The organism is Xanthomonas codiaei (assembly GCF_002939785.1).
Lineage (GTDB): Bacteria > Pseudomonadota > Gammaproteobacteria > Xanthomonadales > Xanthomonadaceae > Xanthomonas > Xanthomonas codiaei.
In genome coordinates, this window is record NZ_MDEC01000002.1 from 29,056 (window position 1) to 51,740 (window position 22,685).

The following is a 22,685-nucleotide window of genomic DNA, read 5'->3' on the forward strand; positions in this document are numbered from 1 at the left end:
GCCACGCTGGCCCGTCGCCTGGCACGACTGCGCGTTCAGCGTCTCAGCGCGCCAGCACCTGCTGCGCCGGCTTGCCCTGCACGGTGAAGTCGCTGTCGCCCGGGCCACCGGCGGTGGGGTCGGTGTACCAGCACCACAGCGCGATGCCGTCCATGCCGTGCGCCTGCAAGACCGTGCGCCATTGCTGCAGCACCTGCCGCTGCAGACGGGTATCCACCGTCGCGGTGCGCTGCTCCGGGCTTTCCCATGGCGCGGCCAGGCTGCCGCGCGCCGAGCGCAGGCCCAGCTCGGCCACCCACACCGGCTTGCCCACGCGCTGCCCCAGCTGCTGCAGCCGCTGCGCGGCGGCGTTCATTTCCTGGGTGCGCGCCTTGGCTGCCTCGGACAGGCGCGGATACAGGCTGGTGCCCACCGCATCGAACAGCGACCAGTAACGAAAGCGTTCCGCGTACTCCATGCCGTCGGCCACGTACAACAGCTTGCCGCGATAGACCTCGCGTACTGCCGCCACCAGCCCGGGCCACTGCGGCGCGTCCTGCAGCTTGCGCAGCTCGGTGCCGATCACCAGCGCCTCGGCGTGTTCGTCCTCGGCTAGCCGTGCCAGCGGCAACAGCGCCTTCCGGTACGCGGCGAACCAGGCCGCCTGGTCGCCGGGCGCCACTTCGCCAGCCCAGTGGCCGGGGATCCAGACATGCACCTTGAGCGTCGGATTCAGGCCGGCGCGATGGCTCTGTCGCAGTGCCGCCCGCATCGCCTCCAGGCTGCTGTCGCTGCCCAGCACCGGGTCGCTGGATTGCGGCGTGGCCTGCCACACGAACGCCACCAGCAAGGCCTTGCTGGCACCGGTGGCGGCCAGGGATTGCAGCGACTGCGCCGCGGCGGGGCTTTCCCAGGGCGCGTTGGCCGAGACCTTGACGTTGGCACCCATCCACATCGGCGCGGCCGCATTGCAGCCATTGGCCAGCAGGCACACGCCCAGCACCGCGACGAAGGTCAGAACGCGCTTGAACATGCGGCCGCTGCCTCGCTGGTCGACGCTGCCGTGCCCTGCACGCAGTGGGTCACGCCCAGGGTCGCCTGCGTCGTGTCCGACGGTGCCCTGCTGCCGGTGGTCGGGCCTGCGGCCGCGTCGGGCGCGCTGGCCAGCGTCGATGCATCGAGCACGGACGGCATCTGCGTTGCGCCCTGCGACACCACCGGCGCATTCACCGGCTGCGCAACCGCGCGCCCCAACGGCAGCGAGGCCGGCGCCGTCATCACCACCGCCTCACCCTGCAGCAGCGCCTGTTCGTCGGCCGGCATCGCGCGCAGCCAGCTCCCCCAGCCTTGCGGTTGCACCCAGGCGGCACCCAGCAGGCCAAGCAGCAGCAAGCCCGCAGCCTGGCTGCGCTGGTCCGGCTGCAGGGCGCGCAGCAGCAACGCGGCCGGCACCCATAGCAGCACCAGCACATCGAACCCGGCCCAGCCGAAGGCGAACGACAGCGCCGCCGCGCAGATCACGGTGCCGGCACTGGCAACCACGCCGCGGGCCAGCGCCGCGCTGCGCGCACGCACCAGCAGCGCCAGCACCGGGAAGCAGGCCAGCGCGGCCACGCCCCAACGCACTGCCGGCAACCAGTCCTGCGCCTGCGCGGCCAGCGGCAACGGCAGCGGATGGGCGCCCTGCGCAATGCTCGACAGCGTCGGCCACGGCGCGTTGAACACGGTCAGATTGACGTAGGCCCACATGCCGACCAGGAACACGACTGGCAGGTAGCACACCAGGTAGAACGACCCCGGCGCCTTGCGCAGCAGTTGCGGCGGCATCACCAGCAGCAGCCACGGCGCCACCATCGTCGACAGCGCCAGCGTCTGCAGGTCCAGGCACAGCAGGATGCACAGCCAGCCAGCGATGCGCAGATAGGTGAACGCTTCCACCGGTGCCTGCAGGCGGCGCAGCGTGCGGCACAGACCATAGAACGCCAGCAAGCCCACCGCCTGGCTGCCACCGGCAGCGATCGGCAGCAGGAACAGCCGGTTGCAGCCCACCAGCAGGGTCAGGCCGCTGGCCCAGCCACGCCCGAACACGCCGGCCAGGTCGCGCCACAGCAGCGACAGGAACAGGGCATTGGCCGCCACCGCCAAAAACGGCCAGACCTGGAACGGCAGCTCCCAGCGATGCAGCGCCAGCTCCACCGCCCACGCCAGCAGCCCGCTGGCCGGCACGCCCACGCCAGGGGCGGCCACCGGTGCGGCCCCGCCCAGCGACTGCACCAGCAACGGCTGGCTCAGCAGCGACAGCGCCACCACCGCCACCAGGAACGCCGGCAGGCCGCTGTCGCGACGCGCGGCAGCCGGCTCACTCTTCGAGTGCGGCGCGGCGCTCGTCTTCCGAATGCTTGCTGATGCCATGCGTGGTCTTCTCCCAGTAGAACGGATTGTGGATCAGCTGCCAGAGCCCCTTGTAGCCGGCGATCGATTGCAGCACCCAGTAGAACGGCACCGTCAGCGCATACGGCGCCAACTTGAAGTAGTCGCGTTTGAACGCGGCCACCAGCGTGATGTAGATGAAGAACGCATTGGCCAGCAGCAGATTGACCAGCGACACCGCAGCCAGCCATGGTGGAAAGATCGCCTCGAAGAAGCGCGCGCCGCTGACCACGCTGATCAGGCACAACGTCCACATCAGCGGCACGCCCAGCGCGATGAAGAAATTGCCGCCGATGAAGAACTGGAAGCCCCAGAAGCCCTTGAACCCGGTGCTGCGATACAGGTGCAGCGGGTCGCGCATGTGCACCAGCCAGGTCTGCATGTAGCCCTTGAGCCAGCGCGAGCGCTGCCGGATCCAGTTGGGAATGCTGACGTTGGCCTCTTCGAAGGTGGTGGAGTTCACCACGTTGACGCGGTAGCCGTTCTGGATCAGCCGCACGCCAAGGTCGGCGTCCTCGGTGACGTTGTACGGGTCCCATGCGCGCACCTGCCGCAGCACATCCAACCGGAAGTGATTGGAGGTACCGCCCAGCGGAATCGGGATGCGCAGGTATTCCAGTGCCGGCAGGTAGAAGTCGAACCAGAGCGTGTACTCCAGCGTGAACATCCGCGTCAGCCAGTTTTCGTCGGCGTTGTAGTAGTTCAGCCGTGCCTGGATGCATGCCACATCCTTTTCGGCCTTGCGGAACGCGGCCACCACGCGCTTGAGCTGGTCCGGCTCGGGCTTGTCTTCGGCGTCGTAGATGGTGAGCAGCTGGCCACGCGCAAAATGCAGCGCGTAGTTGCAGGCCTTGGGCTTGGTCTTGGGCTGCGACGGCGGCACCCGGATGATTTCGAAAAAGGCTTCCAGGCCGAGTTTCTTGGCCGCCTCGATGGTCTCGACGTCGTCGGCTTCCAGCACCAGCTTCACGTCGAGCTTGCTGATCGGGTAATCCAGCTTGCGCAGCGCGTTGGCCAGGATCGGCAACACCTCCGGTTCCTTGTACATCGGCACCAGCACGGTATAGACCGGCAGCTCGTCGTCGCGCAGCGCGGCGACTTCGTCCTCGGTGACCTTGATGTCGATGCGGTGGCGCGAGCCGAACCACACCAGCAACAGCTTCAGGCCGAAGGTGGCCAGAAAGCCCAGCGCCACCAGCACGTTGACGGCAATCAGCGTCGGCACCGGAAACGCCGCCAGCGTCACCACCAGCAGCGCGGCCAGCGCCCACAACGCGATCTTCTGCCGGTGCGTGACCACCTGGCGCGCCGAGTAGGTCGGCGCATGCGCGGCGAGCAGGTTCAGCGCGTTGTCGGTGAGCTGCTCGTCGGCATGGCGTTGCAGACTCCAGATGATGTCGAACTTGGCGGTGCCGACAAAGCGCACCTCCTCGCCGTAGTGCGCGCGCGCCCAGGCGAACAGCGCCGGGTCCGGGTCGGCCACCGCCAGCACCAGCACACCGTCCTCGCGCCGCCACGGCAGCAGCAGGCGTTGCGCGTAGCTGTCCAGATCGGCCGCGACCAGCAGCGCCGGATCCGGCGGCTGCTGCACCAGATCGATGAACTCCAGCCCGAAGTGCGCCGCCACGATGGCGTAGAAGCGCTGCGCCGGCACGCCGCGCTGGGCCAGGATCACATCGCCCAGGCGCGAATTCCAGCGTTGCTGCAGCGCCAGCGCCGCACGCAGTTGCTCATCGGTGATGACGCCTGCCGACACCAGCGCACGACCCAGCAGCCCGCGTTCGCGGCCGATGTCCGGCGCCCGTCCCAGCGCATCCATGTCGCAGGTGACCGTCATGGCGTGGCCTCCTCAGAACCGCCACCAGGCGGCCACGAAGGGCCCGCCTGCGGCGCCGGTATTGCGGCCCATCACCGGCTGCTGGTAGCCCAGCTGCCACTGGCTGCCGCCCGGTGCGGTGTAAAGCGTGGACAGCTGCAGCTTGGTGAGGTCGTAGTTGGTGCCGGTGGCGACGAAGCCGACGCCGCCGGCCGTGCCGGCCACATCGACGTTGCCGCGACCATTGCCCAGGCCCTGGATCACGTTGAGTTCGCCCAGCAGCAACCAGCTTGGGGTCAGGCTCAAGCCCGTGGACGCATCCACCCGCACTTCGTCTGACGCCGCACTGCCGCGCAGGCGCACTGCGCCGCCCAGGTCGACATAGCCATTGCGACCACTCAGCGTGTAGCCACGGCCGCGGCTGTAGCGCAGCTCCAGCCCATAGTCGCCCAGTCCAAGCGCAGGGTCGGAATTGGCGTCGGGATTGTCCGGATGGTAGGTCTTGCTGCGGCCATAGGCAGGAATGCTCACCAGCGCCTGCACCGAACTGCGCCAGACATCGTTCTGCCCGCTGGGCAATGCATAGCGCAGACCGAGCTCCTGATCGGCAAAGCCGGTCGTCGAGGTCTTCTGCCGCCCATTGACGGCATCGTGGCTGCTGAAACCCACATCGCTGAAATAGAAATTGCCGATGAAGCTGAGCCGCTCGGTCAGCCCATGCTCGACATACACATTGAGCTGGTCCTGGCGACTGCGCCCGTTGCCATCGAATTGCTGGCCATCGCCAAAGGTGGTGCGGTGGTGGCTGTCGTCGAACCATCCGCGGCCATCGCTATGCAACGCCTTGACGATCACCAGGGTGTCGCCTTGCGGCTGGGTCCAGGCACCGGCCGTGGCGGCGCCCGACAGCGCACAGCCTACGACCAGGGCCGACATCGTGGCCAGTGACAGCCGGCCAGATGGACGCGACAGACCGGCTGCCGGGACAACCGGACGGGACTGCAGACGGGCAGGACACGACTGACGTACCCGCGAGCGCGGGTCGTTCCTTGGAGACATTTGTACGATTCCTGATGGGGGACCCGTTAGGGACAGGAAGCACGGGCTAGATCACACTTCGTCGCGCAACGTATCACAGTTGCGAACGCTTCCCCATCACGAACTTATCACCAATTTAACGCGCCAAAAATTCATTTCGCGCGCAACAATCTCGGCACCTGGACAACGGCGTGGGTCCAGATCGCCAGCCACACGCCCACCCGGGTCGGCAGGCCGCGCTGGCCTGCCTCGAACTTGCGGAAATAGCGCCACAGGCCGCGATGCTTGTGCCACTCCACGAAGAATGGCCGCGCACGGCTGGAGACGCCGCGCACATGCACCACCTGCAGATCGTTGGCCACCGCAACCAGCGCACCGGCCTGGCGCGCGCGCCGGCACAGGTCCAGGTCCTCGGCATGCAGCCGGTAGCGGCCATCCCAGCCCTCCAGCCGGTCGAACAGGCTGCGCTGCATCAGCATCAATGCGCCGGAGATGGCATCCACCCGTTGCAATGCCGTGGACGGGTCGGCCGGCACCGCCAGTTGGGCGGCGGCACGCGGCGCGCGCAGCATCGCCGCGAAGTCGGGGTCGCGCCGACGCACGGCCGCATCCGGCCGGCCCTGTTCGTCCACCTGCTCCACCCCCAGCAGCACGGCGGCATGCCCGGCGGCACGCGCGCACAGTTGCACCAGCGTGTCGGTCTCGACCATCAGGTCCGGGTTGATGAAGACCAGCCAAGGGGCGTGCGAGTCGCGCGCGCCCTGGTTGCAGGCCGTGGCAAAGCCGGGATTGTCCGGGTTGGCGATGAAATGCACGCGCGCATCGGCCAGGGCATGCCGCTGCACCACGTCCAGGGTGTCGTCGCTGGAGGCGTTGTCGACAACGCGGATTTCGCTGATGCCCTCGGCCGCACGCAGCCGCGACAGGCAGGCATCGATGGTGCTGCTGCTCTGGTAGGTGACGACGACAGCGGCGATCTGGATAGGGGTCATGCGCGCATTATCCGGTGACCAGGCGTTGCCGCGCCATGGCATCGCGCGCAGCGCCCACAGCACACCGGCATGGCGGCCGGCACCGGCAGCGGGCATACTGCGCGCCCGACGGCCGCCCAGCGGCCCGCGTCGGTGCCGTTCGCGGCGCCCCTCTACTCGATCCAAGTGATGACAGCCAGCAACCGCACGGTTTGCCGCTGCCTTTTCACCTTCTGCCTCGCGGCGGCCTAATGCGGCCAGCGCGGCAACGACGGCCCGGCAGCGCCGTCCTTCCTAGCGCCGGCCTGCATACCGGTCCCGCACATGCACTTCCACCAGGCTGGTCTATACCACCTGCCGCTCGTGCAGCCAGCGCGTACGCGCCCGGGGGTGCCCGATGAGTGCCACCCATCAGGTCCACGGCATGAGCCTGGAGCTGGCACTGCCGGACTGGCCAGCCCTGACCGTGGACGAAATCCAGCGCGTGCTGCAGCGGTTCGCCGGCATCGGCGGTGGCGAGGTAGTGCGCTGGCATAGCGCACGTCCGTTCTCCGCGGCGGCCTGCGTACAGACCCCCGCCGGGCCGGTGATCGTCAAGCGCCACCACTGCAGCGTGCGCAGTGTCGCGGCCTTGCGTGAGGAACACAGCTTCATGGCGCATCTGCGCTGGGCCGGCGCACCGGTGGTGGAGGTGTTGCATGCGGCCGGCGGCCAGACTGCGCTGGCGCAGGAGCAATGGGTCTATGAGGTGCAACGCGTCGGTGCCGGCCAGGACCTGTACCGCGACGCCTTGTCGTGGACGCCATTCGCCGCCTGCGCCCATGCGCAGGCGGCGGGCGTGGCGCTGGCACAGCTGCACCGCGCGGCGCAGGGCTTCGATGCGCCACCACGTTCCACCAGCGTGCTGGTCGCCAACCTGCAGCTGTTCGCGCAGGCCGAGCCACTGCTGGCGCTGCAGCGCACGCTGCCGACGCGGCCGCACCTGGCAGCGGCCCTGCAGCGCTTTGCCTGGCAACGCGACCTGGCCACCCATCTGCTGCCCTGGCATGCCAAGGCCTGGCCGCTGCTGTCTGCGCCGGGTGCGATGCCGCCGCTGTGGACGCACGGCGACTGGCATGCCTCCAACCTGCTGTGGACCACCGACGCCGACGGCCACGCCGCGGTCAGCGCGATCTTCGATTTCGGCCTCAGCGACTGCAGCAGCGCGCTGTTCGATCTGGCCACCGCCATCGAACGCAACCTGGTGCCCTGGCTGCAGCTGGATGCCGGCGCGCGCGCGCGGCCCGAGCTCGCCCAGCTCGATGCCTTGCTGGACGGGTACGCCCTGCACCGCCCGTTGACGGGTGCGCAGCTGCGTTGCCTGGCAGCGCTGTTGCCGATCGTGCATGCGGATTTTGCGTTGAGCGAGATCGACTACTTCGCCGGCATCACCCGCTCCGCCGACAACGTGGACATCGCCTATCACCGGTACCTGCTCGGCCATGCGGACTGGTTCGCCAGCGCCGATGGCCAGGACCTGCTCGCGCATCTGCACGCGCGTGCGCACCGCGCGCCATGAGCGCCTTCTTCTCCTCTCGAGTCTTTCGCATGCCTGCATTGCGCCCCACCCTGCTCTCCCGCTGCCCGCTCACGCTTGCATTGGCGCTGTACCTGGCCACCCCGGCGCTGGCACAGCAACGCCCCGACGCCGACGCGGTGGAACTGGACGCGGTGAATGTGCGTGGCCAACGCAGCGACACCGCCACCGCGCTGGGCGGTTTCGGCGCCACCGGCCTGCTCGATGCGCCCGCCTCGATCGCCGTGATCGAGCGCGCGCAACTGCTCGATCGGCAGGCGCGCGTGCTCAGCGAGGTGCTGCGTGCCGATGCCTCGGCCGGCGATGCGTATGCGCCGATCGGCTATTACGAAAACTTCGTGGTGCGCGGCTATTCGCTCAATGCCGCCAACAGCTACCGCATCAACGGGCTGAGCGCGGTGGGCGAACAATCGATCGCGCTGGAAAACAAGCAGCAGGTGCAACTGCTCAAGGGCCTGGCCGGGCTGCAATCGGGCGTCAACGAACCGGCCGGGCTGATCGACTACCGCACCAAGCGCCCAGAGCACGTGCGCAGCGTGACCCTGGGCACCGACGAGCAAGGCTCGCGCTACATCGCCACCGACCTGGGCGACTGGTTCGGTGCCGAGCGCACGCTGGGCCTGCGCGTGAATGCCGCGCGCGAAGACATCGACAGCTATGTCGATCACGCCGATGGCTACCGCAATTTCCTGTCGCTGGCCGGCGACTGGAAGATCGCCACGCACTCGCTGCTGCAGCTGGACGTGGAATACCAGCATCGTCAGCAGCGCTCGGTGCCCGGCTATCAATTGCTGGGCGGCACGCAGGTGCCCCGCGACATCGACGTGCGCCGCCTGCTCGGCTACCAGCCGTGGGCACGCCCGGTGGAAATGGACACGCTCAACGCGCAACTACGCTATGCCTACCAGTTCAACGACGACTGGCGCGCCACCGCCGAAGCGTCGCGCAGCCGCTCGACGATCAACGATTTCTCCGCGTTCGCCTGGGGCTGCTATGGCGCTGCCAGTTGCGCCAACATCGCCACGCCCAACTTCTTCAGCGCGCAGGGCGAGTACGACATCTACGACTACCGCAGTCCCGACGACACCCGCGTGCACGACCAGCTGCGCGCCACGCTGGAGGGCCGCGTGGTCACCGGCGCGCTGGAACATCGCCTGAGCATCGGCGGCGACTGGCTGCGCCGCACCATCGACCGCTTTGGCTCGATCAACGAATTCGTCGGCAGCGGCCGCATCGATCGCGACCCGGACGTCTTTGCGCAGACCGATGTCGCCCTGGACCCCAGGCAACGCCGCCTGGATAGCCGCCAGCGCGCGCTGGTGCTGGCCGACCGCATCGGCCTGGGCGCCGCGTGGGAACTGTCGCTGGGCGCGCGCGCCGTACGGCTGGACGAGCGCGCCTTCGATCGCGACGGCCTGCTGGAACGGCGCACGCGCAAGGACGCGGTCTTGCCGCAGGCGGCGCTGTTGTTCAAACCGCAGCAACACGTATCGCTGTACGCCAGCTACGCCAAGAGCCTGGCCGCCGGTGGCACCGCGCCCTGGTTTGCCGACAACGCCGATGAAATCCTGCCACCGACCAACGCCTACCAGCTGGAAACCGGCGCCAAGCTTGACCTGGAGGGCCTGCGCCTGGGCGCGGCGCTGTTCGATATCCGCCAGGCGTATCAGTTCACCCAGCCCCAGACCGACGGTGGCCTGCTGTTCGTGCAGCAGGGACGCCTGCGCAACCGTGGGCTGGAATTGTCGACCGATGGCGCGGCGACCGAGCAGCTGCGCCTGTTCGCCAGCGTCGCGTCCATCCGCGCGCGCGCCGAAGACACCGGCATTCCCGACTACGAAGGCCACCAGGCCATCAACGTGCCCAAGCTGCGTGCCAGTCTGCAGGCCGACTACAGCGTGCCCGGCATCGATGGTCTGGCGGTGCTGGCGGGCGTGCAGTACAGCGGGCGCAAGTTCGCCGACCGGCTCGGCAACGCCAGCGTGCCGGCCTATACCGTGGCCAATCTGGGTGCCCGCTATGCCACCACCGTCGGCGGGCTGGCGACCACCTGGCGGTTGAACGTGGACAACCTGTTCGACAAGCGCTACTGGCGCGATTCGGGCGAATACCAGGGCGATGCCTACCTGTTCCCGGGCGCGCCACGTACCGCGCGCCTGACGGTGCAGGTGGATTTTTGAGCTCTGCTGCCCCATCCGCCCTTCGGGCACCTTCCCCCGCAAGCGGGGGAAGGACGTGACGTTCTGATAGCCGCTCCAAGGCAGGAGCTCAGCGATGAGGGCGCTGTGGCGTTTCCATTGCACGCAGCTTCGGGGCATCGCACGGCATCCACTTCCGCATCACGGTGTTGCACGGGTTGCAGCTCTACCACCGCTTTCCGCTTTCCGCTTTCCGCTTTCCGCTCTCCACTTTCCATCAGGCATTGCATGTCGTTGCTCGAATCCATCGCTGTCGTGATCAACCTGCTGGGCGTGTGGCTGACCGCGCGACGCGTCCGCTGGTGCTGGCCGGTGGGCATCGTGGCGGTGGCCTTGTACGCATGGTTGTTCTACCAGTGGAAGCTTTACTCGGACATGCTGCTGCAGGGCGTGTACGTGCTGACCCAGCTGTATGGCTGGTGGCAGTGGCGACAAAGCAGTGGCGTGCAGACACGCATCCGCCCGCTGCCAATGCCGCAGCGGGAGCTGGGGCTCAGCCTGTGCATCGGCGCGGCATTCGCCGCCGCGCTGGGCGCCTACATGCACCACCGCACCGATGCCGTGCTGCCGTGGCTGGACGCGGCACTGGCCAGCTTCAGCCTGGTCGCCAGCGTCTGGGCCGCGCGCAAGCGCATCGCCAACTGGGTGCTGTGGATCGTGCTCGACTGCATCTACGTGGGCGTGTTCGTCAGCAAGGGCCTGTATCCCACTGCCCTGCTCTACGCCGCCTTCGTGGCGCTGGCCGTGTACGGATGGCGCAGCTGGAAAGCCCAACAGAACCGGAATCTGTCCGCACTACGCTGAGCCGGGGGCGGTTTGCCTGCGCGTTTGTCTTTACCATCGCCGCATGCACCACTTCCCATCCGTCGTCCTACCGATGCTCCAACTACCCGCCTGGCGACGTCCCGCATGAGTGCGTCGCGCCAACACGCCATTACCGAAATCGTCTCCGCACAGATCGCCGCTGGCGAATGGGGCGCGGACCAGCGCCTGCCGGTGGAACGCGCGCTTGCCGAGCGCTTCGGCTGCACCCGTATCACCTTGCGCGAGGCCCTGCAGCAACTGGAGGCGCAGGGGCGCATCTACCGCGAAAACCGCCGCGGCTGGTTCGTCAGCGCACCGCGCGTGCGCTACGACCCCACCAGCATCGCCGGCTTCATGCAGTACGTGGCCGCGCAAGGGCGCAAACCGCGCACCGAGCTGCTGAGCGCAACCCGTCAACCGGCAGGCACCGCATTTGCCGCCGCGCTGCGGCTGGAATCGCCGTACCAGGATGTGTTCGTGCTGCAGCGCCGGCGCTGGATCGACCGCCGTGCGGTGCTGCTGGAAACCAACGTGGTGCTCGCCGCCTGGGCGCCGAGCCTGCTCGAGCACGATCTGGCCGGCTCGCTGTCGAGCGTCTTCAACCAGAAGCTCGGGCTGTTCCTGAGCCGCGCGCAGCTGTCGATGCACCCGGCCGGCCTGGATGCCACGCAGGCCATGCTGCTGCAGTCCACCACCGGCACGCCGTGTTTCCGACTGCAACGCATCAGCTTCGCCGAAGACGGCCGCGCGGTGGAGCTGGATATCGAATCCTGGCGCCACGATGCGCTAGAAGTGGTGGTACGCACCGATGCGCCAACGCATGCCATGCGCTAGCGCGCGCGGCATCCGTCGCTAGAGTGGGCCGAACCCTGCCTTTTCCAGCTCCGCCGCAACAGCGGGTGTCGCCAGATAGGCGATCAACGCCGCAGCCGCCGCCGGTTGCCCGGCATGCTGCGCGATCGCCGCGGCAACCACGTTGGCGCGTTGCAACGCTTCGGGCAGCGGCCCGACCACCTGGATGCCGGGAACCGCCAGCAATTCGCTCATCTGCTGCAGACCCACCTGCGCCTGGTTGCGCAGCAACGCCTGGCCGACCAGTTCCGGCGCTTCGATGATCCGGAGCTTGCCGGCCAGCTGGTCGGCGATACCCAACCGGGGCAGCAGGCTCTCGGTGACGTATCTCCCGCTGATGCCATCCGACAAGGCCACCGATCTTGCGGACAGCAGACTGCGGCGCGTGCTGTCGACGGTGCCGATGTCGGGCCTGTGCCCGCCCTGTCTCACCGCCAGCCCGATACGCGAGGTGGCAAGACCCACTCGGGTTTCGACCCGAAACCGACCGCGCCGGATCTGGGTCTGCAGCGCATCGTCGATCATGATCGCCACATCGACCGGCTGCCCCCTGCCGATGCGCACCGGCAGGGAATCCTGCGCCGATCCATAGGAGGCGCCCCAGGAAAACAACAGACGATGTCCGGTGGATCGCTCGAAATCCGGGGCGATCCGCTCCAGCACCGGTCGCATCGCGGTGGTGGCCAGCACCTGCACCTCTGCTGCATTGGCGTTGGCATCGGCGATCAGCAACCACAGCACCACGACGGCTGCGGCGCGCGCGGACCGCATTGCGAAGTTGCACCAGCCTGCCATCGGCGTGTCGGTCATCGTTGCCCCCTGATCACGCGCCGCGTGCGGCGATTGCCCCAAGGTGTGCCGAACGCCAGGCACGACGGACGGGCGATACCGGCACGGATAACGCGCCGGCCTGCGCACGTCGCTGCACGGCGCATCAGCGCCCACGCAGCGCATTGACCACCGCCTCGCCCACCCCCTTGGCCGATGCGGGGTTCTGCCCGGTGATCAGGCGGTCGTCCACCACGACGCGGGACTCGAAGTTCGAGGCTTGCTCGAACCTCGCGCCGGCATCCTTCAAGGCCTGTTCGAGTTCGAAGGGAACGATCGTGTCGTAGTGCCGGGCGGCCTCTTCCTCCGCGGTGAACGCGGTCAGGCGGCGCCCGTCGATCAGCCGTGCGCCATTTCCCAGCCTGACATCGACCAGCCCGGCAGGGCCATGGCATACCGCGCTGACGATGCCATGGTTGTCGTAGATGGTGCGCACGAGGGCGCCCAGCTCCGGATTGTCGACGAAGTCCCACATCGGGCCATGGCCACCGACCAGCAGGATCGCCGCATAGTTCGCCGGGTCGACCGTCGCCAGCCTGAGCGTGTTGCCCAGCTTGTTGCGATGCTGCGGGCTGGTCCAGAAGTCCAGGTTCGCCTGATCCTTCAGATCGAAGCCGTCGAACGGCGCCAGGCCGCCCTTCGGGCTGGCGATGTCGTAATCCAGCCCCGCGTGATTGAAGACTTCCACAGGGTGGGTCAGTTCCGGAAACCAGAATCCGCCCACCAGGTTCGGCGCCTTCCTGTCCAGGCTGGACACCACGATCAGGACGCGTTTTTTTGCCGGACCTGGTGCCGTGGCATTGGCCGCCGCGGCGGAGCCAGCGGCCAGCAACGACAGGACGATGACGATGGTTCTGAGAAAGACATGCACGCGTGGACACTCCTGCTGGGCGGGTCGTCGGCCAACCGGTGTCGGCCTGGAAGCAGGCTAGTCGCAGCCACCCGGACGGATAAGGCGCAAAGTTCCGAATCTTTTGCCCGATCCTGCAAGCACGCGCAGCAAACGGTTGCGGCACCGCGGGCCGCACGCCTACAGTGCGACCATCTTCAGCGGTGATGTCCCGATGGCGCCTGGCCGGCACGCGTTGCACCTTTCGACGCAGATGCAGGAGATGGCCAGGCGCATCGGCGCGCTTGCCACCAGTGACGGATTTCTGCCGTCGGCGTTGCCGGAGGTGCGGCTGATGCGTTCGGGCAGGCACCTGTCCCGCAGGCCGATGATCTATGCGCCCAGCGTCGTCATCATTGCGCAGGGAAGAAAGCTCGCCCGCTTTGCCGACCGGACATTCGCCTACGATCCCGGTCACTGCCTGACGCTCAATGTCCCATTGCCGTTCGAGAGCGAAACCTTCGGCACGCCGTCCGAACCGGTGCTGGGCATGGTGGTGAGGATCACGCCCGCCCTGGTCACCGAGCTGCTGCTCCAACTGGATGCGCCGCCGCCGGAATCGGCGCTGCAAGCGATGCAGGCCTGCCCGATGGATGACGCACTGGCGGACGCGGCGCTCCGCCTGCTGGCCTGCATGCGGCGTCCGGAGGAGGCACGCATCCTCAGGCCGGCACTGATCCGTGAGCTGACCTATCGGCTGCTCGACAGTGCGCATGGCAGCAATCTGCGCGCGCTCGGCCATACCGGCAGCCGGTTCGGCCAGATCGCCAAGATCCTGAACCGGCTGCACACCGACTATGCGCAGGACCACGACATCGAACGCATGGCGCGCGACGCCGGAATGAGCCTGTCCTCGTTCCATGCGCATTTCAAGCACATCACCGCCTCATCGCCATTGCAGTACCTCAAGACGATCCGGCTGCATCGCGCCCGCATGTTCATGGTCAACGAACGCATGAGCGCGTCCCAGGCGGCCGCGCGTGTCGGCTACGAGAGCGTGTCGCAATTCGGCCGCGAGTTCAAACGGCTGTTCGGCGATACTCCCGGCAACATCACTGCGCAACTGCGCGCGATCCTCAGCGAACGCGGTATCGCGCAGCTGCATGGCACGCCGGAATTTTTCGACTGACCCGTTGCCCCTGCGCTACCGAACGTCGATGTCCTGTTGCGCAGCTGGCGTGTCCTTTCCCACTGCAAAGCGCCTACCTGGAGTGGAGGCGGGCTAACCGAACAGCCGGTGCTGCGGATCCGGCGGTGGCAGCTCGGCCAGCAACTGGCTCAGTTGTTCGCGCTGCGCACGCAGCGGGTCGTGCATCAGGAAGCTGGCCAGGCGTGCGTGCCAGGCCGGCCAGCGGGTGGCCAGGGCATCCATGTCGCCGTCGGCCGGATACCCTTCATGCGGCGAGGCGACAAAGGCGCTCTCGCACAGCACATTGCGCCAACCCAGCCCGCCCATGCGCAGGCTCAGGTCCACCAGCGCGGCGTACCACGAGCCGTAACTGCTGGCATCCAGGCCGCCGGCCTTGCGCCGCGCGCTGCCGCGCAACAGCACCGCATGGCCGACCGCCGACGGCAGTTCCGGATGCAGCGGCGGCATCGCCGCACAGGCGGCGGCAAGCCGTTGCGGCGCCTCCGGCATGGGGTTGAGTTCACCCTGCCGCGGCCAGCTGCAGGCTTCGCCCACATTGCTCCACGGCGTGGCGGTGGCGATGGCGGCATCGCGCGCGAAACATGCGCTCAACTGGCCCAGCCAGCCCGGCAACGGGCAAGCATCCACGCCCAGCACCGCCACATCGGCATCGCCGCAGGCACTGAGCATTTCATCCAGATGCGCCACCTCGCCCAGCATGCGCTGGCGACGGGTGTGATGCGCCTGTAGCCGGGTGCGCGCCAGCCAGTGCTCGATCACCGCGCGTCCGCGCGGGCCGGCCTGCGCATCGTCGGCCAGCCACACCCGCGTGCCGGCGGGTGTGGCCGCATCGAGCGCGCCCAGGCAGGCATCCAGGGCCTCGTCGTCGGTGCCCACCGGCACCAGCACGACGGGCAGCGCCGCACTCATTGCGGCTTCTGGCTGGGTTTCAGCGGCTCCATGGCCTTGAACTTCTGGCCGTACTCGTCGGTGAGATTGCGCGCTTCCTGCGGGTTGCGCACGATCGAGGGAGTGATCAGGACGATGACTTCGCGGCGGTTGCTGTCCTTGGTCTTCTGGCCAAACAAGGCACCCACCACGGGGAGTTTGCTGAGAAATGGCACACCCTCGCTACCATCGGTTGTCCTGTCGTCAATCAAGCCAGCGAGCATGATGGTATCTCCGCTTTGCACCGCGGCTTCGGTCTTGATCCGGCGTGTATTGATATCGACGTTACATGCAGCAGCATTGACTGTTGCGGTCGCCGAAAGGCACGCAGCCGGACGGTTATCTGGGCTGCTGACTTCCTGCACGATATCCAAGAACACCATGCCGTCCTTTGTCACCCGTGGACGCACCTTCAGGATCACACCGGTATCGATGTATTGCACCGAAGAGAACGTGCTGTCACTGCCGATTCCAGTGTTGATGGAAGTTGAATTGATCGCGATGCGCGAACCTACGTTGAGAGTGGCCTCAGCATTATTTCGGACGAACACCGAGGGGGTCTGAAGCAAACGTACATTAGTCACTCGGTCAAGTGCGGTGATAACTGCAGCGGCGTTCTTCCCTAGGAAGGTCCAACCGAGACCGCCACTGGTTACCCGACCGGCGATGTCACCCCAGATGTTTCGCCCTACCGCACTGGGAAGCCCCGCGCCGCCAAACCCGTTGGTGATCGAATCGGGGGCTGCATTCACCGCATTTTCGAAGTACCAGTTAACGCCGTACTGAAGCGCACCCGTCAAATTCACCTCAGCCACCTGCGCCTCGATATGCACCTGCATCGGCATCACGTCGAGCTTTTCGATGACGTCGCGGATGGAATTCCAGGACTGCGGGGTGGAGCGCACCAGCAAGGTGTTGGTTTCGGCCACTGCCGACACGCCGACCTTGTCGCCCTCCACTTCCAGCGTCACCGCGCCGTTGCCGTTGCTGCGCGGCGACAGCTGCAGGCTGCCGTTGCCCAGGCCGCCGCCGGTACTGCCGCTACCCATGCCGCTGCTGCCGCCGAACTCGCCGCCCACCGTGCCGCTGCTGCTCCCGTTTTCACCGATGCTGCCTCCGGTCAGGCCGGAGCTGCCGCCCATGCTGCTGTCGCGATTGCCCAGCTGGCCGCCCAGCACGCTGGTTTCCGCCCCCGGTGCCAGCGAGGCGTTCGAGTCGCCGCCATTGCCACGCCCGCCGAACACTTCCGCCAGGCGATCGGCCAGATCCTTGGCCTTGATGTACTTCAACTCGTACGAGAACAGCCGCACGCCGCCACCGGCACTGTCGATGCGGTCCAGCCACTGCTGGATCTGGTCCAGGTAGCGCGGCTGCGGCGTGATCACCAGCACCGCATTGGCGTTATCTAGCGGCATGAAGCGGAACATGCCGGCGCTGGGCGTCTTGCTCTGTTCGCCGAACACTTTTTCCAGATCGGCGGCGACCTTTTCGGCCTTGCCGGACTGGATCGGGAACACGCCCACCGACATGCCCGACAGCCAGTCCACGTCGAAGATCTGCACGGTGCGCAGGTAGTTTTCCAGCTCGGCGCGGGTACCGCCCAGGGTGATCACATTACGCGCCGGGTCGGTGCCGACGATGGCGTTCGGGCGCGCGTAGGGTTCGAGCACCTTCTTCATCTCGCTGGCGGAAATGAACTTCAAGGGCACCACGCGCACCTCGAAGCCGCGTGCGGCCGAGGGCGATGCGGTGCTGGGCGCCACCGTGCCAGCCAATGCCTGGTCGGCCGGCACGATGTTGTAGCGGCCACCGCTGAACACCATGCGCGCATTGTTCCAGCCCAGCACCATCTCCAGCAGGTTCAGCGCCTGCGCGGGCGAGACCGGGTTGGGCGTGGCCAGGGTCACGGTGCCCTGCACGCCGGGCGCGATGACGTAGTTCTGCCCGAGCATGTCGCCCAGGATCGCCTTGACCACCGCCTGCACCGATTCGCCTTCGAAGTTGAAGGTGGCGCTGCCGCTGCTGGCCATGCCCAACGTGGGCGCCGGCGCGCCAGCCGCGCCCTGGTTGATCATGGTGCCGCTGCCGCGGCGGATCACCGGGCTGGGCTTGGCGCTGGCATTGCCGTCGGCACGCTGCTCGGCGGAGGTCTGGGTGGCACCGGCGGCGCCGACTTGCGGGTCCAGGCGCGCATTGCGGCGCACGTCCGGCGGCGGAGTGGTGGCGCAACCGGCCAGCAGGCCAATCAGCAGGGACACGGGAAACAGGCGCGGCGTCATGCGTTCACTCATTGGGTCTGACCGGGGGTAGAGCCGCTCTGGCGCTGCTGTTGCAGCTGGCGGCGTCGGGCTTCGATGCGTTCGCGGATGGCCCGCATCTGATCGTCGGAGGGGCGTGGGGCTTCCTGTGCGCCATCGCTGCGCTGCGGCGGCACCGTCGGCGGTGCCTGCCCGCCGGGCTGCTGCGGCGGCGTGGACGGCTGCGGCTGCGGCTGCTGTGGCGGTTGCACGGTCGCGGCGGCATCGGGCGGCGGTAACGGCGGGGTGCCAGCGGCGGCGTTGGCAGTGGGCGGCTGCCCGCCCTGGCCGTTGAACACGTGCAGTTCCAGGGTCTGGGTACCGCCGGGGCCTTCGATGGTTGCGCTGCGCGGCTGCAGCGCCAGCAGGCGCCAGCCCTTGACCGCCTCGCCGCCCAGCTGCACGCGCACCGAATCCTGTGGGTCCAGGGTCAGCGTGGCCATCTTGAAGTTCTCGGTCAGCAGCACGCCGGTCAGACGCACCGTCGAGGCCGCGCCGCTGCCGTCGTTGCCGGACAGGAAGAACGGGTGCGGCAGGCGATCTTCGGCGAAGGCCGGGTGCGCGGCGATCTCCGAATACTTCTCGAAGGCCCCCAGGCGCTCAGGCGCCGGCGCCGGCAGGGTGGGCAGGCGTTGCACCAGCGCCGGGTCGTCCGGCAGCAGGTCCACCCGCTTGCCCAGCCCGGCCACCGCCAGGATGCACACCAGCAGCGCCCAGCCGACCACCGTGGCCAGCAGCCAGGTGCGCAAGCCGATCAGGTCAAGGCGCATTGCTGGCCTCCCCGGCGTCGGCGGCAGCGGCGGGCGCGGCATCGGTGTTCAACGGCGCGGCGCTGGCGCCCGGGCGCAGATAGCCGGCCAGTTCGAAGGCGATATCCAGGCCGTTGCCGCTTTCGTTGGGCGAGAGTTGGTAGCGCTGCGCCATCACGTTGAGATTGTCCACGAACAGGCGCGGGGTGCCGTTTTCCAGGCTGTACAGCACCGAGGCCAGCTCCGGGGTGCCGCAGCGCAGGCGCACCTGCACCGCCACGCGGGTGAAGCGGTCCTTGCTTTCCGGCTGCAAGGGCGAGCGGTTGCTGATGGCGCAGCTGCGGTTGCCGGGGCTGGCTTCCACCACCGCGCGTTCCAGCCGCTGCACCAGCCCGGCCGAGGCCAGCTCGGCGGAGGTTTCCGGCAGGAAGCCGGGGCGGCTCTCCAGGGTCTGGCGCGCCTGCTGCAGCCGTTTGCTGACTTCCGGTGCCTGCTGCAGCTGCACGCGCACGCGCAGCTCGCGCTCGCGCAGCGCTTGCAGTTCGTCCTGCACGGCGATCATCGGCTGGGTGAACCACGGGTGCACCAGCACCAGATAGGCCACGCCCAGCACCAGCAACAGCAGGCCCAACGCGATCCAGCGGTCGCGCTTAACGTTGCGTGGCATCGGCCGCCTCCTTCGCATCCGGACCGGCCAGCTCGGCGGTGATGGTGAAGCGATCGACATTCCGACCGGCATCGCTCTGCAGCACGCCGGTCAGCGAAGGCGTGCGCCACAGCGGCGAGCCTTCCAGACGGCGCACCAGCGAGGAGGCTTCGTTGCTCAAGCCGATCAATTGCAATTGCCCGCCTTCGACCGAGAATTTTTCCAGATAGGTACCGCCCGGCAGACGCCGGCTCAGCTCGTCCCAGATCTCCACCGAGGTCGGGCGCGTGGCACGTTGTTTCTGGAAGAAGTTGGCGCCTTCGACCAGGTCCATCAGTTGCTGGCGTTCGGCGGCCACCTGGCGCGCGCGCGCGGCATTGGCCTGCACCTTGGCGCGCAGGTCGTCGGCGGCCTGGCGGCGATTGTCCAGCAGCAGCCAACCGGCTACCGCCAGCAACACCACGGCGGTAGCGGCAAGCAACAGGTTCCAGCGCTGCATCGGGTCGCTGCGCCGCAGGCGGCGCGCCGGCGGCAGCAGGTTCACGCCCAGCGGCGCGCCCTGCGCATCGGCCACGTCGATGCCGGACAAGGCCGTGGCCCAGGCATCGGGCACACCGGCCGGGCCATCGATCATGCGCCGCGGCACCACCACCAGTTCGGCATCGAGCTGGCCGTCTTCGCGCACGTCGAGCACGCGTGCATCGAAATACACCTGGTCGGCAGTGAACGGGGTTTGCCGGTCGATCTCGAAACGCGCCACATCCTGCAGCCGCGCCGCAGCAGCGGCCGGCAGGCGCAAGGGACGCCGCAAGGTGTGTGCGGCCGGCAGCAGCCAATGCCGCGGCAGTCCGTCCAGCGCGGTCGGCAGCACGGCGTTGACTTCCTGCGGCTGCACCGGCCAGGGCAGGCTGGCGATCGCCTCGCGACTGTGATCGCGCTGGCGCACCAGGTGCAGGGTTTCGCCATCGAGCTGCAATAGCAGACGCGCCTGCGACAGGCCCAACTGCCATTGCCAGCGCTGCGGCAACCACGCCAGCAGCGAATGCTGCCACCAACGCCAGAAGCCTCCGGCTCCCGGCATGGCGCGTACGCCGATACGACCCAAGGTATCCCGCCATGCGGTCATTGCACTGCTGCTCCCTCTTCCCAACGCAACACGGTGTAGGCCGATCCCGGCAAGGCAGACGCGCTGGTGGACACCACCGCCCGCAATACAGCCTCGCGTCCCTGACTCAGTCGCGCCCGGCTCTCGATACTATAAGTGTCAGAGCCACCGACCGTCGCCTCGCTGCCCGGCAAACCCAGCGGCGCGTCACGCTGCGCCAGCAGTTGCTGCGCATCCAGCCCCATCGCGGTCAACACCGGACCAGGCGCAAAGCGCGCTTCCGGACGCGAGCGCCCGCTGTACAGGGTGATGTTGGGCAGCAGCTTGCGATACAGCTCGCTGTCCATGCCCAGCACCAGACGCAGTTCGCCCAGGGTTTCGAACGGGCTGTCCTTGGCGCCGTACGGCAGGCCGGCATCGGCATAATCGCGATCTTCGGCGCCACCGCCGGGCTGGCTCAACGAATCGCCATCGCGCCAATCGACGATGGCGCCGGCAATGCGCGTATCGCGGCCCTGTTCGCCGCCAACCGCACGTACCAGCCCGGCCAACAGCGCCGGCTCGGCCATGTTCAGATCCACCTTGCCGCTTTCGTCGGTGATGCGGATTTCCACCGTGGCATCGTCCATTCGCCAGCGATAGCGCCGGCCATCCGCGCGCCAGCGCGCCTGGGTGTCGGTGCTTTGCAAGCGCGAGAGTGCGTATTCCAGGCCGGCACGCGCATATTCCTGCGCCTGTGCGCCATTGCGCAGCATGCTGCCCTGCAGGGCTTCCACCCGTGCGGTCAGCGCAAATGCACCGATCATCGCGGTGAGCAGCGCGATCAACCACAACACCAGCACCAGCGCGGCACCGCGCGCCCGGCTCATTGCCCCGCTCCCGGGTTGCTGGATTGCGGCAGCGCCACCACCACCGGCGGCCACGGCGCATCGTTGCTGCGGATTTCGATGCGCACCATCAGCGGCAGCCGGTCATGCCATTCCCACTGCGGCAGCCAGGCACTGAGGCGGCCATTTTGCGGGTCCATGCCGCGATAACGAAAGCTCACCTGTTGCACGCCGTCGGCCAGCGTCTCCGGCGGCAAGGCGGTGCCTTCTTCGATCGACTTGCCCGATTGCAACATGGTCAGCGCAATCTGCAGGCGGCGCTGCTCGCCATCGCCAACCACCGACAGGTCGTGCAGATACGGGCCGCCACGGCCCAGATAATCCGGGATGTCGGCGGCAAAGCGCATGCGTTGCGGCTCGCCGACGAACAGCATCGGCTGCTGGCTCTGCGGGTCGATGCCCATGGCCAGCGGCAACGCGGCCGCCAGTCGCCGGCGCAGGAATTCTTCCACCGCGCGTACGCGCTCGCTGCGCTGGGCGATGGCTTCGCCACGCTGGCTCACTGCGCTGGCCGAGCGCAGCGTGGCGAAGGCCAGCGTCAGCCCGCCGACCAGCAACATCGTGGCCAGCAACACCTCGATCAAGGTGAAGCCTGTATTGCGCGAGCGGCTCATAGCGTCCCGTCCTGCGCGCTGGCAGCGACCAGGCGCAAGGTGCGCCATTGCAGCAATTGGTTGGGCGCATCGCCCCACCGCACCACCAGGGTCAACTGCAGCAAGCGGTGCCCGCCCGGCGCGACCGGCGCCTGCGGATTGCGACGCGGCTCGTCGTAGGGGCGCACGTCCATCGACCAGCGGAAGTGCCCATTTTCAAAAGTGCCCTGCTGCTGCTCGGGAACCAAGGGTTTTTCCATGCCCTGCATGGCCAGCAACGACTGCGCGTGCAAGGTGGCACGCGTGCTTTCATCGGCCGCACGCACCTGGCGCGCCGCACCGGACAATGACCCCAGCAACAGGCTCAGCGCCAGCGCGAGCAACGCGAAGGCGACGATCACCTCGATCAGGCTGTAACCGCGCTGCCGCTTCATGGCGCCGACGTCCGCAGCGGGCCGGAACGCACTTCGCCGGTGATCCAGCCCACGTCCACGCGCCAGCGCGCGTCCTTGACCTGCAGGTCGATCCGGCCGCCAGTGGATGCACCATCGGGAAAGAACTGGATCGCGCCCTGGTCCTGGCGCGATTGCACCTGGCGCGCGCCGGTGAAGCGCACCTCCAGCGACGCCGGCAGGTCGCCGCGGTGGCCGCCGGGCGCTTCCCAGCGGCGTTGCTGCGGATCGATCAGAAACCGCTGCGGCGTGCCGGTGGCGATGGCCTGGGTGCGCGTATAGCGCAACTGCGAGGCGATTGCCTTGCCGGCAGTGCGCAGCCGCATGCCGTCGATACCACCGTTCAATGCGGCGGCGGCCAGTACGCCGGCCATCGCGATCAACGCAATGACCAGCAGCATTTCCAGCAGCGAACTGCCACGCGTGCGCCTGCCCCCAGAGCCGACCACTGCATGCGGGCAACGCAACGGCGGACGCGCAACGCGCATGTCGTAAGGC

The 22,685-nt window shown here is 67.9% G+C and carries 20 protein-coding genes and 1 pseudogene; 5 read left to right on the forward strand and 16 right to left on the reverse strand.

What is annotated here, in order from left to right; all coding sequences use genetic code 11:
* Nucleotides 1-43 precede the first annotated feature (43 nt).
* The 5 genes and pseudogenes from XcodCFBP4690_RS01525 to XcodCFBP4690_RS01545 all read right to left on the reverse strand — a co-directional run bounded on the left by XcodCFBP4690_RS01525 (nt 44) and on the right by XcodCFBP4690_RS01545 (nt 6,255).
* Entirely contained in the window at nt 44-1,012 is a 969-nt protein-coding gene (locus tag XcodCFBP4690_RS01525; protein ID WP_167394422.1) for a glycoside hydrolase family 113, read from the reverse strand.
* 197 nt (nt 1,013-1,209) lie between these two features.
* Nucleotides 1,210-2,289: pseudogene (locus tag XcodCFBP4690_RS01530) on the reverse strand (hypothetical protein); the annotation flags it as partial.
* 49 nt (nt 2,290-2,338) lie between these two features.
* A complete protein-coding gene (locus tag XcodCFBP4690_RS01535) occupies nt 2,339-4,246 on the reverse strand; it encodes a glycosyltransferase family 2 protein (RefSeq protein WP_104539316.1) in 1,908 nt (635 codons plus the stop codon).
* 12 nt (nt 4,247-4,258) lie between these two features.
* Complete coding sequence (locus tag XcodCFBP4690_RS01540) at nt 4,259-5,161, reverse strand: hypothetical protein (RefSeq protein ID WP_104539317.1); 903 nt, start codon at nt 5,159-5,161, stop codon at nt 4,259-4,261.
* Nucleotides 5,162-5,415: 254 nt separating this feature from the next.
* Nucleotides 5,416-6,255, reverse strand: a complete 840-nt coding sequence (locus tag XcodCFBP4690_RS01545) for a glycosyltransferase family 2 protein (RefSeq protein ID WP_104539476.1) — start codon at nt 6,253-6,255, stop codon at nt 5,416-5,418.
* Between the two features lie 376 nt (nt 6,256-6,631).
* Here XcodCFBP4690_RS01545 and XcodCFBP4690_RS01550 point away from each other — a divergent pair, with 376 nt between their 5' ends.
* From XcodCFBP4690_RS01550 to XcodCFBP4690_RS01565, 4 genes are all read left to right on the forward strand, one after another.
* Nucleotides 6,632-7,792: a phosphotransferase enzyme family protein gene (locus tag XcodCFBP4690_RS01550; RefSeq protein WP_104539318.1), complete on the forward strand. Its 1,161-nt coding sequence runs from the start codon at nt 6,632-6,634 to the stop codon at nt 7,790-7,792.
* A gap of 29 nt (nt 7,793-7,821) precedes the next feature.
* On the forward strand, nt 7,822-9,990 hold the full coding sequence (locus tag XcodCFBP4690_RS01555; protein ID WP_104539319.1) for a TonB-dependent receptor: 2,169 nt from the start codon (nt 7,822-7,824) through the stop codon (nt 9,988-9,990).
* Nucleotides 9,991-10,236: 246 nt separating this feature from the next.
* Nucleotides 10,237-10,812, forward strand: coding sequence for a nicotinamide riboside transporter PnuC (gene pnuC, locus XcodCFBP4690_RS01560; protein ID WP_104539320.1), 576 nt, complete (start codon nt 10,237-10,239; stop codon nt 10,810-10,812).
* Between the two features lie 105 nt (nt 10,813-10,917).
* Nucleotides 10,918-11,646 carry a UTRA domain-containing protein gene (locus tag XcodCFBP4690_RS01565; RefSeq protein ID WP_104539321.1) on the forward strand — a complete coding sequence of 243 codons (729 nt, stop codon included), beginning with the start codon at nt 10,918-10,920 and terminating at the stop codon, nt 11,644-11,646.
* A gap of 18 nt (nt 11,647-11,664) precedes the next feature.
* On the opposite strand, the gene XcodCFBP4690_RS01570 is transcribed toward XcodCFBP4690_RS01565, so the two are convergent.
* Both XcodCFBP4690_RS01570 and XcodCFBP4690_RS01575 read right to left on the reverse strand, forming a co-directional pair.
* Nucleotides 11,665-12,435 (reverse strand): molybdate ABC transporter substrate-binding protein, encoded by a 771-nt coding sequence (locus XcodCFBP4690_RS01570; protein ID WP_167394424.1) that lies wholly within the window; start codon nt 12,433-12,435, stop codon nt 11,665-11,667.
* Between the two features lie 163 nt (nt 12,436-12,598).
* A complete protein-coding gene (locus XcodCFBP4690_RS01575) occupies nt 12,599-13,363 on the reverse strand; it encodes a type 1 glutamine amidotransferase domain-containing protein (protein ID WP_104539323.1) in 765 nt (254 codons plus the stop codon).
* Nucleotides 13,364-13,604: 241 nt separating this feature from the next.
* On the opposite strand from XcodCFBP4690_RS01575, the gene XcodCFBP4690_RS01580 reads away from it, so the two are divergent.
* A complete protein-coding gene (locus tag XcodCFBP4690_RS01580; RefSeq protein WP_167394425.1) occupies nt 13,605-14,510 on the forward strand; it encodes an AraC family transcriptional regulator in 906 nt (301 codons plus the stop codon).
* 93 nt (nt 14,511-14,603) lie between these two features.
* Here the strand turns inward: XcodCFBP4690_RS01580 and XcodCFBP4690_RS01585 are convergent, their stop codons facing one another.
* From XcodCFBP4690_RS01585 to xpsH, 9 genes are read right to left on the reverse strand one after another with little or no spacing between them, the layout of a single operon-like run.
* On the reverse strand, nt 14,604-15,440 hold the full coding sequence (locus tag XcodCFBP4690_RS01585) for a glycosyltransferase family 2 protein (RefSeq protein WP_104539325.1): 837 nt from the start codon (nt 15,438-15,440) through the stop codon (nt 14,604-14,606).
* The gene (gspD, locus tag XcodCFBP4690_RS01590; protein ID WP_104539326.1) at nt 15,437-17,749 is read right to left on the reverse strand and encodes a type II secretion system secretin GspD; all 2,313 of its coding nucleotides are present in this window, start codon (nt 17,747-17,749) and stop codon (nt 15,437-15,439) included. The genes XcodCFBP4690_RS01585 and gspD overlap by 4 nt, the downstream gene beginning before the upstream one ends.
* The gene (xpsN, locus tag XcodCFBP4690_RS01595) at nt 17,746-18,525 is read right to left on the reverse strand and encodes a type II secretion system protein XpsN (protein ID WP_104539327.1); all 780 of its coding nucleotides are present in this window, start codon (nt 18,523-18,525) and stop codon (nt 17,746-17,748) included. The genes gspD and xpsN overlap by 4 nt, the downstream gene beginning before the upstream one ends.
* Complete coding sequence (gene gspM / locus XcodCFBP4690_RS01600) at nt 18,515-19,171, reverse strand: type II secretion system protein GspM (RefSeq protein ID WP_104539328.1); 657 nt, start codon at nt 19,169-19,171, stop codon at nt 18,515-18,517. The genes xpsN and gspM overlap by 11 nt, the downstream gene beginning before the upstream one ends.
* Complete coding sequence (locus tag XcodCFBP4690_RS01605; RefSeq protein WP_104539329.1) at nt 19,155-20,276, reverse strand: PilN domain-containing protein; 1,122 nt, start codon at nt 20,274-20,276, stop codon at nt 19,155-19,157. Before XcodCFBP4690_RS01605 ends, gspM begins: the two co-directional genes overlap by 17 nt.
* Entirely contained in the window at nt 20,273-21,124 is an 852-nt protein-coding gene (locus XcodCFBP4690_RS01610; RefSeq protein WP_104539330.1) for a type II secretion system minor pseudopilin, read from the reverse strand. Before XcodCFBP4690_RS01610 ends, XcodCFBP4690_RS01605 begins: the two co-directional genes overlap by 4 nt.
* Nucleotides 21,121-21,756 (reverse strand): type II secretion system protein J, encoded by a 636-nt coding sequence (locus tag XcodCFBP4690_RS01615; RefSeq protein ID WP_104539331.1) that lies wholly within the window; start codon nt 21,754-21,756, stop codon nt 21,121-21,123. Before XcodCFBP4690_RS01615 ends, XcodCFBP4690_RS01610 begins: the two co-directional genes overlap by 4 nt.
* A complete protein-coding gene (xpsI, locus tag XcodCFBP4690_RS01620; protein WP_104539332.1) occupies nt 21,753-22,169 on the reverse strand; it encodes a type II secretion system protein XpsI in 417 nt (138 codons plus the stop codon). Before xpsI ends, XcodCFBP4690_RS01615 begins: the two co-directional genes overlap by 4 nt.
* A complete protein-coding gene (xpsH, locus tag XcodCFBP4690_RS01625; protein WP_104539333.1) occupies nt 22,166-22,675 on the reverse strand; it encodes a type II secretion system protein XpsH in 510 nt (169 codons plus the stop codon). The genes xpsI and xpsH overlap by 4 nt, the downstream gene beginning before the upstream one ends.
* Nucleotides 22,676-22,685: the final 10 nt, after the last annotated feature.

Bases quoted from the DNA above. Each gene is read 5' to 3' on its own strand.
- XcodCFBP4690_RS01565 (WP_104539321.1), top strand. From the start codon at position 10,918: ATGAGTGCGTCGCGCCAACACGCCATTACCGAAATCGTCTCCGCACAG.
- XcodCFBP4690_RS01535 (WP_104539316.1), bottom strand. From the start codon at position 4,246: ATGACGGTCACCTGCGACATGGATGCGCTGGGACGGGCGCCGGACATC.
- XcodCFBP4690_RS01525 (WP_167394422.1), bottom strand. From the start codon at position 1,012: ATGTTCAAGCGCGTTCTGACCTTCGTCGCGGTGCTGGGCGTGTGCCTG.
- XcodCFBP4690_RS01585 (WP_104539325.1), bottom strand. From the start codon at position 15,440: ATGAGTGCGGCGCTGCCCGTCGTGCTGGTGCCGGTGGGCACCGACGAC.
- gspD (WP_104539326.1), bottom strand. From the start codon at position 17,749: ATGAGTGAACGCATGACGCCGCGCCTGTTTCCCGTGTCCCTGCTGATT.
- XcodCFBP4690_RS01580 (WP_167394425.1), top strand. From the start codon at position 13,605: ATGGCCAGGCGCATCGGCGCGCTTGCCACCAGTGACGGATTTCTGCCG.
- XcodCFBP4690_RS01540 (WP_104539317.1), bottom strand. From the start codon at position 5,161: ATGTCGGCCCTGGTCGTAGGCTGTGCGCTGTCGGGCGCCGCCACGGCC.
- XcodCFBP4690_RS01605 (WP_104539329.1), bottom strand. From the start codon at position 20,276: ATGACCGCATGGCGGGATACCTTGGGTCGTATCGGCGTACGCGCCATG.
- xpsI (WP_104539332.1), bottom strand. From the start codon at position 22,169: ATGAAGCGGCAGCGCGGTTACAGCCTGATCGAGGTGATCGTCGCCTTC.
- XcodCFBP4690_RS01545 (WP_104539476.1), bottom strand. From the start codon at position 6,255: ATGACCCCTATCCAGATCGCCGCTGTCGTCGTCACCTACCAGAGCAGC.
- XcodCFBP4690_RS01555 (WP_104539319.1), top strand. From the start codon at position 7,822: ATGCCTGCATTGCGCCCCACCCTGCTCTCCCGCTGCCCGCTCACGCTT.
- XcodCFBP4690_RS01570 (WP_167394424.1), bottom strand. From the start codon at position 12,435: ATGCGGTCCGCGCGCGCCGCAGCCGTCGTGGTGCTGTGGTTGCTGATC.
- XcodCFBP4690_RS01610 (WP_104539330.1), bottom strand. From the start codon at position 21,124: ATGAGCCGGGCGCGCGGTGCCGCGCTGGTGCTGGTGTTGTGGTTGATC.
- XcodCFBP4690_RS01615 (WP_104539331.1), bottom strand. From the start codon at position 21,756: ATGAGCCGCTCGCGCAATACAGGCTTCACCTTGATCGAGGTGTTGCTG.
- xpsH (WP_104539333.1), bottom strand. From the start codon at position 22,675: ATGCGCGTTGCGCGTCCGCCGTTGCGTTGCCCGCATGCAGTGGTCGGC.
- XcodCFBP4690_RS01550 (WP_104539318.1), top strand. From the start codon at position 6,632: ATGAGTGCCACCCATCAGGTCCACGGCATGAGCCTGGAGCTGGCACTG.
- xpsN (WP_104539327.1), bottom strand. From the start codon at position 18,525: ATGCGCCTTGACCTGATCGGCTTGCGCACCTGGCTGCTGGCCACGGTG.
- gspM (WP_104539328.1), bottom strand. From the start codon at position 19,171: ATGCCACGCAACGTTAAGCGCGACCGCTGGATCGCGTTGGGCCTGCTG.
- pnuC (WP_104539320.1), top strand. From the start codon at position 10,237: ATGTCGTTGCTCGAATCCATCGCTGTCGTGATCAACCTGCTGGGCGTG.